The sequence below is a fragment of the Streptomyces sp. NPDC126510 genome, from assembly GCF_040302345.1.
GTDB lineage: Bacteria > Actinomycetota > Actinomycetes > Streptomycetales > Streptomycetaceae > Streptomyces.
In genome coordinates, this window is record NZ_JBEORR010000051.1 from 1 (window position 1) to 12739 (window position 12739).

Genomic DNA, 12739 nt, shown 5'->3' on the forward strand with positions numbered 1-12739 from the left:
TCTCCGGCCGCGGCCTTGTACGGTGCGAGGCGTTCGGGAGTGAGCAGTGTATTCAGGCTCTGGATCAGGGCTGTGGAACGGTTGGGCATCTCACTCCGGCGGTTCTGTAGAGCTTTGATGTGGAAGTGCTGTAGGATTATTATCGAAGACCCCGGATCGGCCTCTGCACTATGTGCATGTCACCGGGGTTTTGATCATTTCCTGGGTAGCAGTGCTGTGTCGCCGCACTTCTTATGTGGGAGTGGAGAACGCAACCGAACTTCGCGGCCGGACCCGATGTCCGCAGCTCTGTGGGTATTTCGAAGCATGAAATCCGTCCTCCGGTTCGATAGCGGAAGTCCCCATCCGGCGGCAAGGAACTGTCGCGATCACGGCGCCTAAGCTCTTTTATCTAACCGTCGATGAGTGTGCGGATCTGATCGAGGATCTCAGCAGCCTTCGCGTCGTCTGCATCGGCAACTTCGAGAAGGAAAGTATCGTTCGATGCTCCCGGTTCGAGAACTGCGTCGATCACCTTCCCTACAGCCGAACTCTTTGCGTATATGCGCACTTCTTCCCATTGTCGCGGCTGCGGGTTGCTGTCGATGGTCTGCTTGGGGTAGTACCCGAGACCAACTCCCGCCAAAGTTGTACCTACTTCAGTTAGGACGCGCGGTCCAAGCTTCCGGTAGTCGAGCATTTCCCTCAAGTCTTGTAGTGAGGCCACTACGAGCCCAAGTTGGTCTACTTCTGACTTGAGATCATCGATATTTGAATATTCCATTTTATCCTCTTCCTTAAATGTTTCTTTAGCGGGTTTATCATATCACAAGATAAATAATATGATGAAACTGATTGGTTTGTTAATGCGGTACGGGTTCCGAACCGTGTCTCGCGGACCTGTCGGGTTTCGGCTAAATCGGGGGTCGGGGAGCAGATCCGCCCAATCCGGCGCTAAGCACGGAAACATCGAGCGGTGCTGGGCTGTAGGTGATTTCATGTCGGCGTGACCGATGAGGGCGGCTACGGCCGGTTCGGGGCGTTGTCCCGTGTTGAGCTGGAACGGTTCTTCTACCTCGATGACGAAGACCGGAAGCTGGTCGCGGGTCGGCGGCGGGACTACAACCGGTTAGGGTTCGCGCTTCAGGTCGTGACGGTCCGGCAGCTCGGGATGTTCCTGGCCGATCCGCTCGACGTGCCCCCGGAGCTGGTCGAATATCTCGCCGAGCAGTTGGGTATCGAGGATTCCTCGTGTGTGAAGCAGTACACCGAGCGGGACAAGACCAAACTCGAACATGCCTGGGAGATCCAGCGCGAGTACGGGTTGACCTCGTACAGCGAGGTCGAGTCGGAGTTGGCGGCGTGGGTCTCCGACCAGGCGTGGGTGACCGGCGACGGACCGAAAGCGATGTTCGCCGGCGCGGTCGACTGGCTACGTAAACGCCAGGCGTTGCTGCCGGGTCTGCGCACGTTGGAACGTTTGGTCACCGAGGGTCGCCAGGCCGCTGATCAGCGGTTGTGGGGTCAGCTGACCGATCAACTGACCGCCGGTTCGGCTTCAGCGCTGCTGGCGTTGCTGACCGCGCCCGAGGGCAAGCGCCGTGTCAGCGAGCTGGAACGGCTTCGCCGGGGCGTGTTCCGGACCAGTTCCAAAGGGATGCTGGCGGCATTGGACCGCCTCGCCGAGCTTATCGCGGTGGGAGGGCAGTCCCTGGATGTGTCGATGGTTCCGCAGCGCCGGGTGATTGGTCTGGCCACCTATGGATTGTCGAGCAAGGCTCCTGCGTTGCGGCGCCTCGAGCCCCGCCAGCATCGGGTGGCGGTGATGGTGGCCACGGTGAAAGTGCTGTCGGGCCGAGCGACCGATGACGTGCTGGAGTTGTTCGACCTGTTGATGGTCACGGATCTGATGTCGAAGGCCGAGCGGGAATCGCGTGAGGAGAAGTTGCGCCGGTATCCGCGGGTGTCGCGTCATGCGGGCAAGCTCGCCGCGGCGGTGAAGGTGCTGTTGGAGATGACCGAGGTCGAACCGGACCTGAGCTTGGAGATGATGTGGGATCTGATCGAGAACACCGCGACCAAGAGCGAGCTCCGTGCCGCTGTCGCGGTGATCGACGAGCTGGTTCCGGTGGATGACGTCGAGTTGAACGAGCAGCGCCTGGAAGAGTTGGCGGGGCGCCTGGCCACGGTCCGGGTGTTCCTGCCACCGATGATGCGCACCGTGGTGTTCGGGGCCACCGCGGACGGTGCGGCGGTGCTGGCGGCGATGAAGACCCTCGCCGAGTTGATGTCGGCGAAGTCGAAACTGTCCGCGAGCTGGCTCGATGCTCGTCAGGTCGACCACGATCTCATCGGTGGCGGGTGGAAGCGGCTGGTCTATCGCGAGGGCCGCCCACCGGAAACTGTCGACCGGGCCGCCTACACGCTGTGCCTGCTCGAGCAGTTCCATCGACATCTCAAGCACCGCAACATCTTTGCCCCGCACTCGACGCGATGGCGTGACCCGCGAGCCCAGTTGCTGGCCGGGCCCGCGTGGGAACGTTCCCGTGAGGCCGGGATGAACGCGTTGAACCTGCCCGATGATCCGGGTTCGTTGCTCGGCGAGCATGCTGCCGCGGTGGACACCGCCTACCGTGAGGTCGTCGCGCGGCTCGATAGCGACGGTCCGGCGACGGTCGATGAGGATGGCCGTCTGCATGTCGCCTCGTTGAAGGCGGAGCCGGATCCGCCGTCGCTGGTGGATCTGCGCCGGCGGGTCCAGGCCATGGTGCCCGAGGTCGACCTGCCCGAGCTGGTCCTGGAAGTCATGTCGTGGGTGCCCGGGTTCGCCGAGTCGTTCACCCACGCCTCGGGAAATGGTGCCCGCGTCGCCGATCTGGGGTTGTCGGTCGCCGCGGTGCTGTGCGCGCATGCGATGAATGTGGGTTTCAAGCCGGTGACCAGCCCCGGTGTGGACGCGCTGACTCGTGACCGCCTGCACCACGTCGATCAGAATTATGTTCGTTTGGAGACGTTGACCGCGGCCAACGTGGAGTTGGTCAAGGCCCAAGCCGAGATCGAGTTGGCGCAGCTGTGGGGTGGTGGGCTGCTCGCCTCGGTCGATGGCATGCGGTTCGTGGTTCCGGTCCGCACGATCCATGCGAGACCGAACCCGAAGTACTTCGGCCGTAAACGGGGTATTACCTGGTTGAACATGCTCAACGACCAGTCCGCCGGGCTGGCGGCCAAGGTGGTGTCCGGCACGCCACGCGACTCGTTGAACTTCATCGATGTCGTGCAGCTTCAGCAGGGTGGCCGCCGGCCCGAGGCCATCATTACCGATACCGGTTCCTATTCCGACATCGTGTTCGGTTTGGTGCATTTGATCGGCAAGCGGTATCGGCCGCAGTTGGCGAACCTGCCCGATCAGCGGTTGTGGCGGTTCGACCAGGGCGCCGACTACGGCCCGCTCAACCAGGCCGCACGGGGGCGAATCGACACAGGAAAAATCGCCGCGCACTGGGAGGATATGTGCCGGGTCGCGGTGTCGATCCATGAGTGTGAGGTCTCCGCTCACGACGTCACCCGCATGATCTCCCGTGACGGGAACCCCACCCCGTTGGGCCAAGGGATCGCGCACTACGGGCGGATCTTCAAAACCCTGCACATCCTGCGCCTGGCCGACGACGAACCGTATCGGCGCGAAGGCAAGGCCCAGGCCAACCTGACCGAGGGCCGCCACGACCTGGGGCGTCGCATCTACCACGGGAAGAAAGGGGAGATGACCCGCACCTATTACGAGGGCATGGAAGATCAGCTCTCCGCGCTCGGGCTGGTGCTCAACTGCACGGTTCTGTGGAATACGTTCTACACCAACCGCGCTCTGGAACAGCTACGCGCCCAAGGCTATCCGGTGCTCGACACCGACGCGCAGCGGCTGTCGGCGTTCATCCGCGCCCACATCGGCATCGACGGCCACTATGCCTTCCACCTGCCCGACTTCGGCGACCGCCACCGGCCCCTGCGCGATCCCGATGCCCCCGACAAGGACGACTGAGCACGTTCGGAACTCACTGGACAGACCGACCCGTTCTGTCATGTCCAGGCTTTCGGGTGGCCGGCGGGTCGGGTCAGCAGCTGCAGCTGGGCGGGGTGTCGCCTGTCAACAGTTGCTGGGTCAGTGGGCGGCCCAGGGCGTAGGCGTCGACGACCGGCAGGACGGTGGCGCCCGGGTGCGTGTCGAGCCACCCTCGGGCGGCGTCGGCGCTGGCGAAGAAGTGGACCTGGTTGCAGAACGCGGTGCGGATGGAGTCCGGGGCGTCGGGGGTGACGACCGAGACGACGGCGGTGGCCGGGTCGAGGTGGGCGACCCGGTCGGGTTCGACGGTGAGCCGTACCGGGGTGCCGGAGGTGTGGCAGGGGGAGGTTACCTGGGCGGTGCGGCCGAGGACGGCGGGGAAGATCAGGGTGTCCAGGGCACACCAGGTGTACAGCGTCGCGCCGCCGGTCTCGAAGCGGTGCGGGGTGGGCTTCAGGGTGATGCCGCTGCCGATGATCCGGCCGTGCTCGTCGTATTCGGTGTCGGGCATGGCTTGTAGGGCGTGGCGGATCTCCTCGGCGCTGCGGCCGGTGGCGGTGGCGAGCTGGTCGAGGGTTACGGGTTCGCCGTGGGCGAGCAGCCGCAGCAGCGACGGCCACAGCCAGGGCTGGGTATGAGCGGTGCCGAGAGTGTCGTTGAGACGGTCGGCGAGTTGCTGGATCGGGCTGTTCATGAGTGTGGGCTCCTTGTCTGGTTCGGACCCGGGGCAGGCCGGTATCTGGGGGAAACGTCCAGGGCCACAGCGTTTTCGGTGGTGTGCGCCGGGTGACTTGGCGGGGTGGCTTCGACGGTAGGGTCTGTCCCCGGGGTGAGGGTCAAGCCCGCAGGTCGCATCCGCAGAGATCGCCCACTGAACACAGGTCGTCGGCGGTCACATGCGCGCTGTGTGTTGTTTCGAATTCGTCGATGCGGTCGAGGATCTGCTGGGCGTGGCCGATCCGCTCGTGGAGTCGTTGCCGGGAACGGTGCAGCAGCTCGGCCAGGTGCGTGCCGACCGACCGGCCGCTGGTGTCACCGCCGGCGGTGAGGAGGTGCTGGATTTCGGCGATGGTGAGCCCGAGCCCGCGGAGCTCGCCGATGAACCGCACGCACCACAGGGCGTCGTCGGTGTAGAGCCGGTACCCGGCCGGGCTGCGGCCCAGGGTGCAGATCAGCCCGAGGTCGGTATACTCGCGCAACGCTTTCACCGGCACCGCGGTGCGCGCGGACAATTCCCCGATCGTCATCGTCCGTGTTGTCGTGTCCATGGGTGTTCCCGGCTTCGCGTGGGGTGGGCGTGCGCGTTCAGCCTGCACAGCAGGAGAGTTTGGTGACGTCGGTGGTGAAGGTCTGGGCGGTGAGTTTCAATGCTTCGCCCATGGTCAGATACGGCGCCCAGGTGTGGGCGAGCTGGTGCACGGTCAAGCCCGCGGTCATGGCGTAGCCGGCGGCGGTGATCAGGTCTCCGGCATTGTCGGTGAGTGCGTGCACGCCCAGAATCCGGCCCGTGCCCTGCTCGGCGATGATTTTGACCAGGCCGCGGGTGTCGCGGTTGACCAGTGCCCGCGGCACGTACGCCAAGTCCAGGACCCGGCACTGGCAGGCCAGCCCGGCCTGGGCTGCTTGGGCGTCGGTCAGTCCGACCGAGGCGATCGCGGGGCTGGTGAACGTCACGCGCGGCACGGTGGTGTAGTCCAGGGTCCGGTCTGCGCCGGTGAGGGCGTTGTCGGCGACCAGGGTGCCCTGGGCGGCGGCCACGTACACGAACTGCGGGTCCCCGGTCACGTCCCCGGCGGCCCAGATCCGCGGATTGCTGCTGGCCTGGTGATCGTCGATGACGACCGCGCCGTCGGCGTCGACTGTGACACCGACCGACTCCAGGCCCAGGCCCGCGGTGTTGGGGCGGCGGCCGGTGGCGATGAGCACGTGCTCGGCCCGCAGCTCGGTGGAGTTGCCGCCGGGGGTGCGTACGGTCATCACCTTGTGCCCGTCGACGGCCAGAACTTTCTCGACGGTGGTGGCGGTGTGCACATCGATGTGCTCGTCGGTGAAGACGGCCTCGAGCGCGGCCGAGATTTCCGGTTCCTCACCGGAGGTCAGCCGAGTGCGAGCGATCACCGTCACCGTGCTGCCCAGGCGGGCGAACAGCTGGGCTTGTTCCAGTCCCACGTACCCCGCGCCCAGCACGATCAGCGACTCCGGCAGGGTGGTCAGGTCCATGGCTGTGGTCGAAGTCAGGTATCCGGCCTCGGCGAGCCCGGCCACGGGCGGTACCGAGGGCGAAGCGCCGGTGGCGATCAGATAGTGGTCGGCCTCGATGACCCGGGTGCCGCCCCCGGTCAACTCGACTCGCAGCGCTGGCGTCGCGGGCGCCCCGTCGAATACTGCGGTGCCGGACACGATCTCCCACCCGTAATCGGTGGCCAGGTCGACGTACTTGTCGGTCCGCAGGTGCTCTACCAGCGCGTCCTTACCCGCAATCAGGTCGGCGAAGTCGACCGGCACGGTGGCGGCAGTGAGCCCGGGGAACCGGCCGGCCGCCGCGGCGGTGTGGCGGGCCTCGGCGGCGGCCAGCAGCGCCTTCGACGGCACGCACCCGACGTTGACGCAGGTGCCGCCGACGGTGCCGCGCTCCACCATCACGACACGTTTGCCGAGGTTTGTCGCCGCGATGGCGGCGGCGAACGCCGCCGATCCGGAACCGATGATCGCCAGATCGGCGCGGGAATCTGTCGGGGTCACAAGGGGCCTCCTGGTCGGGCAACCGGTGAACCATCCACGGCTGCTATTCGTATTGACGAATATCTACCGGCACCATACTATGCGTTTACACGAATAGTTCAACCCCATTTGTGGAGGCGATCCTTATGCCCCGGTCTACGACCGCCGACCTCACCGTCTCTGGTGGTGAGACGGCGTGTATGCATCTGGATACGACGGCGAAGTTCTTTCGCGCCCTGTCGGATCCGACGCGATTGAAACTGCTGGAGTTCATCCTGGCCGGTGAGCGCACCTCGGCTGACTGCGTCGAGCATGCGGGGATCTCGCAGCCACGGGTGTCGATACATCTGTCGTGCCTCGCCGACTGCGGGTATGTGGTCGCGCGCCGCGACGGCAAGAAGCTGCGGTACTCGGTCGGTGACCCACGGGTGGCGGACCTGGTAATGCTGGCCCGGTCGCTGGCTGCCGACAACGCCGCCGCCCTCGAGTGCTGCACCCGCATCCCCACGGGCGAGAACGGAGGCCAACGATGAACGCGCCCAAGCGTTCCGGCGGTGTCGCCGGGCCGCTCGCGGTCGCGGGGGGGGGGGCGCTGGCGGTGGTCGTGTGCTGTGCCGGTCCCGCCCTGATCGCCGGTGGTGTGCTCGCCGGTCTCGGTGGCGTCTTGACCAGCCCGTGGCTGCTCGGCGCCGGCTTGTTGGTCGTGGCCGCCGCCGTCGGCTACACCCTGCGGCGGCGCGCCGCAGGCAAGGCCGCCCGGTGTTGCCCGACACCACCGGGTGCGGACGGGCCCGCCGCCCCGGGCGATCACCACCTCGAGAGCGTGCGCCATGACCACCTCGAATACTGAGACCACGCCGACCGACACCCCGATGGGCGTGCGGGAGACCGTGTTGACGCTGCTCGCGCTGGCCGCAGGCGGCCTGTCGTCGCTGCTGATCGTGGCTGCGACCACCAGGGGCGGCCTGGCCTCGATGCAGGTGTTGTTCTGGGCGATCGGGCTGCCCGGCATGCTGCTGGTCTTCGCCATCGGCGGCTACGCCCATTTCGCGGAATACCCGCGGCTGGCCAACCGGATCGCGGTCGGCGTCCTCGGCGGGATCGCGCTGACCGCCGCCCTCGAGGTCGTCCGCTCTGCGGGCGTGCACCTGGGATACCTGTCGGACGATGAGCCGACGATGTTCGGTGCGATGATCACCGGCGCCGACCACATGGCCGCCCCGACCCTGGCTTCCTACACGCTGGGAATCGTCTACCACTTCTTCAATGGCATCTCTTTCGCGCTGGTGTATTCCATCGTGTTCGGCCGCACCCGCTGGTGGGGTCCGGTGGCGTTCTCGGTGTTCGTCGTGTGGGTCGGCATGATGCTGTTGCCCCCGATGGCACCCATGCTCGGCGCGTTCGGCACCGGCAAATACGCGAGCGCCTGGAACCCGTACGTGGCCGACACCCTGCTCGCCCACATCGCCATGGGCCTGGCACTGGCCGCGGTGATGCACGGGCTGGCCCGCGACCGCGGCCTGCTGCTGGCACCGCGCACCCTGCCCGGCGTGCACCATCCCCCGGCCCACGCCCACCCGAGCACCTGAACTACCCCCACCCCACCCACGGAAGGCCCGTATCCTCCGATGACCCCTTTGCTGCGTACCCGCCGCACCGCCGCCGCCGCGCTCGCGCTCACCGCCGCGCTGATGCTCACCGCCTGCAATAGCACCGACAACTCCGCACCGCCCGCCCCCGGGGCACCCACCGGCACGAGCGCACCCGCCCAGTTCACCACCGTCTCCGGTAGCACCGTGAGCGTGCCCGGTGAGAAACCGACCGCGGTGTTCTTCTTCTCCGTCGGCTGCGGGGCATGCGTCGGCGGCGCGAAGGCGCTCGCGGGTGCGGCCGAAAAGCTCGGCAGTGCAGCGTCGTTCGTGCTCGTCGACATGAATCCGGGCGAATCGGCGCAGACCGTCACCGGGTTCCAGTCCGACACCGGCACCCAGGCGATACCCGCCGTGATCGACACCGGCGCAACCCTGACCACACGGTATTCGGTGGCCGCGTTGTCGACGCTGCTGGTGATCGACCCCTCCGGGAAGGTGAGCTACCGGGCCACCGACCCGTCCACCGACCAGATCACCGACGCACTGCGCAAGGCCGGGGCCGCCTGATGGGCGGGCTCCTCGCGCTGGCCTTCACCGCCGGGATGCTCGCCCCGGTCAACCCGTGCGGATTCGCACTGCTACCCGCCTGGATCACCCACACACTCGGCGACACCACCACCGCGCCCCTGCCGATCCGCATGGGACGTGCCCTGCGCGCCGGATCCGCGCTCACCGTCGGATTCGCCGGCACCCTGGCCGCCGCCGGCCTGGCCATCAGCGCCGGAGCCAAGATATTGATCAGCGCCGCCCCAAGGCTCGGCCTGGCCGTCGGAGTCGTGCTGGTACTGCTGGGCCTGCTCATGCTCACCGGCCGCAGCCTCGGACTGCGCCTGCCCGCCCGCACCCGCCGACACGCCGCGGCGTCGACGACCGCGGGCATGATGGCCGCGGGCGCCGGGTACGCGGCGGCGTCCCTGTCGTGCACGTTCGGGGTGCTGCTGGCCGTGATCGCGCAAGCCCAGGCCACCGCCGGATGGGGCGGGCTGACCGCGGTGTTCGCCGCCTACACCGGTGGGGCCGCCACGATCCTGCTGCTGGTCGCCCTCGCCACCGCCGCCGCGGGCACCGCACTGACCCGCCGGCTGGCGGTCCTGGCACGCTACGGCACCCGCATCACCGCCCTCGTACTGGCGGCCACCGGCGCCTACCTGATCTGGTACTGGCTACCCGCCGCGACCGGCCACACCACCGGGAACTCCAGCGGATCCACTACGTGGTCGGCTACCGTCAGCAACTGGTTGCAAACCCACACCACCCTGGTCACCACCGTGACCGCGCTGGCCGTGGCCGCCACCGTTGTCGCCGTCCTCGCGCACTACACCCGCACCCGCCGCCGCGGCACCGCACCCGGCTCCGTCGACTGCTGCGCCCCCGCCACGACCCCGATCGAGGAAAGGCAGCAGCAATGAGCGAACGTTACGACACCCTGGTCCTCGGTGGCGGCATGGCCGGTCTGCCCCTCGCGTTGCGCGCCGCCCGCCACGGCCGCGTCGCGTTCGTCGAGAAGGAACTCCTCGGTGGCACCTGCCTCAACCGCGGCTGCATCCCCACCAAAACCATGATCGCCTCCGCCACCGTCGCCCATCAGACCCGCCGCGCCGCCGAATTCGGTGTCCTCGTGACAGGCCCGGTCACCGTCGACCTCGCCGCTGTCGTCGCCCGCAAAGACCAGCTCGTCGACTCCATCCGCTCGGGCTCCTACCGAGCCGTCGAGAAATCCGACGGCATCGACTTCTACCACGCGCCAGGCCATTTCACCGGAGCACGCCGCCTCACCATCGACGGCACCGACCTCACCGCCGACCGCATCGTCCTCGCGCCCGGCACCCGCACCGCCCTCCCGGACATCGACGGCCTGGACACGGTGCCCTACTACACCTCCCGCACCCTGCTCGACCTCACCGACCTGCCCGCCCACCTGCTCGTCGTCGGCGGCGGCTACGTCGGCTGCGAATTCGCCCAGATGTTCCGGCGATTCGGCGCCGCCGTGACCCTGATCCAACGGGCCGAGCGGCTGCTGCCGGGCGAGGACCCCGACATCAGCGCCGCCGTCACCGACGGCATGATCGCCGACGGCATCACCGTGCTCACCGGCACCACCTGCACCCACGCCACCGGCACTGCCGGTGACATCCGAATCGGCTGTACCGGCACCGAACCCGGCGAGTTGAAGGGCAGCCACCTACTCATCGCCACGGGCCGCACCCCCAACACCGATCGCCTCGGCCTGGAACATCTTGGCCTGCAACCGGATTCGCACGGCTTCCTCACCGTGGACGACACCCTGCACACCAGCGCCGAGGACGTGTGGGCCATCGGCGACGTGCGCGGCGGGCCGATGTTCACCCACACCGCCCGCGACGACGCCGACATCGTCTACCGCAGCGCCTACCGCGGACAGGACCGCACCGCCGCCGGTCGCATCGTTCCGCACGCGGTGTTCACCGACCCTGAAGTCGGATCCGTCGGACTCACCGAACCCGCCGCCCGCGCAGCGGGTTACGACGTCCTCATCGGCCGCCAGGACTTCACCGGCGTCGTGAAAGCCCGCGCCATCGGCAACACCCGTGGCCTGGTCAAGTTCGTCGCCGACGCCGCCACCGATGCCATCCTGGGCTGTCACATCGCCGGACCCGACGGCGGGAACCTCGTCCACGAAGCCGTCATCGCGATGACCACCGGTGCCACCTACACCCAACTCGCACAAGCCATCCACGTCCACCCCACCCTCGCCGAAGGGGTCAACACCGCGGCCGGCGGCGTCCACCGCGAAATCGGGGCATAGACACCCCACGAGCATCGCCCGGCTATCGGGTGATGCAGAACTCCGACTGCCCCGGATAACACGCTGTTATCCGGGGCGAACTGGAATCCGGTCTGCGGCGACGCGTCTGCCGCCCTGCGGTGTGCCAGTTCACCGTCACACCAGTACATTTCACGGATCATCGCCGCCGGCGGGCGGCGGGGTCGGTCTGGGCCTGCCATCGCATCAGGGACTCGGCCGACGGGTTCGCGTACCTAGCCAGCGACCGCACCGAGGTGTGGCCGCTCATGCGCATCAGCATCGGCGTGGACGCCCCGTCCTCCGCGGCGTGCGTCAAACGGCTATGGCGAAGTTGATGCAGCGTGAAGGGGCCGCGGGTGAAGTCAGCGGTGTGTGTCTCGAACAATTCCAGCGCCCGGCGATACGACAACCGCCCGCGAAGGGTCGACGGGTCGATATCGTCCACGGCCACACCGGGTTTCGCCTTCCGGTCGGTCAGGAACACCGGCCCCTTCTTCCGGCCCGCCAGCAACCGCGGCAACAGCCGCGCGGTCCCGGTCTGCCACGCGACCACATCTCTTGCCCCGCCCTTGCGGGTGACCGTGCCACATCGGTTCGCCGTGTCCAGGTCCGGGATGTCGAGCAGCAACAGCTCGTCGGCTCGGGCGGCGGTCTCGTACAGCATGGTCCACAACACCCGCTCCCGCAGCGGCACATCCTGCGCAAGCAGCCCGGTGACCTCGTCACGAGTCATCGCCCGGGAATGGTCCGGGGCCACTCTGCGCGGCACCAGCCGGACGACGGGATCGCCGAGGAGCCACTCCTGTGCCCGCCAGTACTCGCACGCCCCACGCAAGGAGGCGAGGCGGACATTGAACGTCTGTGCCGAGCTGCCGCCCCACTTGAAGGTGAACCAGCCACCGACCCGCTCGGCCTCCAGCAGTCCCACATCCGAATCGGCGCCGAAGTCGCGCACCAATTGGTTGAGGGCGACGGCGTACCCGCGTCGGGTGTTGACGCTCGGGATGGTCGACAGGTACTGATCCACCGCGTCCTTCAACCGCACCCCCCGCACCGGCAACGCCCGCACCTGCCCCACTGTCAGTCCTTCCACCCGGTCATTGAAGCCCGATCGGCGCTACCGCAGATAATTTACGGAGTCACCGCGTTCGGAGCGGGGTGAAGCGCCTGGTCGCGATCGAGGTTACCGCAGATAATAGGCCATTGTCTGCGGTAACTCCTTAGCGCCGGATCGGGCGGATATGCTCCTCGACCCCCTAAATCGGGCTGAGGGAGCGGTGCGGTTCGGCTGTGGGGGTCCACCCCTCGGTGTCGCTGCCCAAGCACTTCGAGACGTGGATCGCGGGCTCGGCTCAAGCTGTCATGTCGCGAAGTGGAGAGCTATTTCTTCGAATTATCTACTTATGCAGTAGAACTGGTTCCCGGAGGCACCGGCATGGCGGGTATCGCTATCGTCGATAATCGCGATCCGTAGCGGGTCGGGCCGCACCACCCCTACCCCGTGACGCAGACCGGGGCGGATTCGCGTGGGCGGTGCCGGTGGTG

12 protein-coding genes are annotated in these 12739 nt (G+C 67.2%); 7 read left to right on the forward strand and 5 right to left on the reverse strand.

What is annotated here, in order from left to right; translation table 11 throughout:
- Positions 1-391 precede the first annotated feature (391 nt).
- A complete protein-coding gene (locus ABTX60_RS40305; RefSeq protein ID WP_351642795.1) occupies positions 392-763 on the reverse strand; it encodes a hypothetical protein in 372 nt (123 codons plus the stop codon).
- 222 nt (positions 764-985) lie between these two features.
- On the opposite strand from ABTX60_RS40305, the gene ABTX60_RS40310 reads away from it, so the two are divergent.
- Positions 986-4015, forward strand: coding sequence for a Tn3 family transposase (locus tag ABTX60_RS40310; protein WP_050655204.1), 3030 nt, complete (start codon positions 986-988; stop codon positions 4013-4015).
- Between the two features lie 73 nt (positions 4016-4088).
- On the opposite strand, the gene merB is transcribed toward ABTX60_RS40310, so the two are convergent.
- The 3 genes from merB to merA form a co-directional block, all read right to left on the reverse strand.
- Entirely contained in the window at positions 4089-4730 is a 642-nt protein-coding gene (merB, locus tag ABTX60_RS40315) for an organomercurial lyase MerB (protein ID WP_050655203.1), read from the reverse strand.
- A 142-nt stretch (positions 4731-4872) separates the two neighbouring features.
- A complete protein-coding gene (locus ABTX60_RS40320; protein ID WP_238587942.1) occupies positions 4873-5304 on the reverse strand; it encodes a MerR family transcriptional regulator in 432 nt (143 codons plus the stop codon).
- Between the two features lie 37 nt (positions 5305-5341).
- The gene (gene merA, locus ABTX60_RS40325; protein ID WP_050655202.1) at positions 5342-6778 is read right to left on the reverse strand and encodes a mercury(II) reductase; all 1437 of its coding nucleotides are present in this window, start codon (positions 6776-6778) and stop codon (positions 5342-5344) included.
- A 179-nt stretch (positions 6779-6957) separates the two neighbouring features.
- Here merA and ABTX60_RS40330 point away from each other — a divergent pair, with 179 nt between their 5' ends.
- Genes ABTX60_RS40330 through ABTX60_RS40355 form a run of 6 tightly spaced genes read left to right on the forward strand, consistent with a single transcriptional unit; the run spans position 6958 to position 11194 of the window.
- A complete protein-coding gene (locus ABTX60_RS40330) occupies positions 6958-7290 on the forward strand; it encodes an ArsR/SmtB family transcription factor (RefSeq protein WP_350834920.1) in 333 nt (110 codons plus the stop codon).
- A complete protein-coding gene (gene merT, locus ABTX60_RS40335; RefSeq protein WP_350834922.1) occupies positions 7287-7607 on the forward strand; it encodes a mercuric ion transporter MerT in 321 nt (106 codons plus the stop codon). Before ABTX60_RS40330 ends, merT begins: the two co-directional genes overlap by 4 nt.
- Positions 7588-8346, forward strand: a complete 759-nt coding sequence (locus ABTX60_RS40340) for a hypothetical protein (protein WP_134999797.1) — start codon at positions 7588-7590, stop codon at positions 8344-8346. Before merT ends, ABTX60_RS40340 begins: the two co-directional genes overlap by 20 nt.
- 39 nt (positions 8347-8385) lie before the next feature.
- A complete protein-coding gene (locus tag ABTX60_RS40345) occupies positions 8386-8916 on the forward strand; it encodes a TlpA family protein disulfide reductase (RefSeq protein WP_050655199.1) in 531 nt (176 codons plus the stop codon).
- Positions 8916-9818 carry a cytochrome c biogenesis protein CcdA gene (locus ABTX60_RS40350; RefSeq protein ID WP_050655198.1) on the forward strand — a complete coding sequence of 301 codons (903 nt, stop codon included), beginning with the start codon at positions 8916-8918 and terminating at the stop codon, positions 9816-9818. Before ABTX60_RS40345 ends, ABTX60_RS40350 begins: the two co-directional genes overlap by 1 nt.
- The gene (locus tag ABTX60_RS40355) at positions 9815-11194 is read left to right on the forward strand and encodes a dihydrolipoyl dehydrogenase family protein (protein ID WP_050655197.1); all 1380 of its coding nucleotides are present in this window, start codon (positions 9815-9817) and stop codon (positions 11192-11194) included. The genes ABTX60_RS40350 and ABTX60_RS40355 overlap by 4 nt, the downstream gene beginning before the upstream one ends.
- Positions 11195-11351: 157 nt before the next feature.
- Here the strand turns inward: ABTX60_RS40355 and ABTX60_RS40360 are convergent, their stop codons facing one another.
- Positions 11352-12287: a tyrosine-type recombinase/integrase gene (locus ABTX60_RS40360; RefSeq protein ID WP_238587940.1), complete on the reverse strand. Its 936-nt coding sequence runs from the start codon at positions 12285-12287 to the stop codon at positions 11352-11354.
- Between the last annotated feature and the right edge of the window lie 452 nt (positions 12288-12739).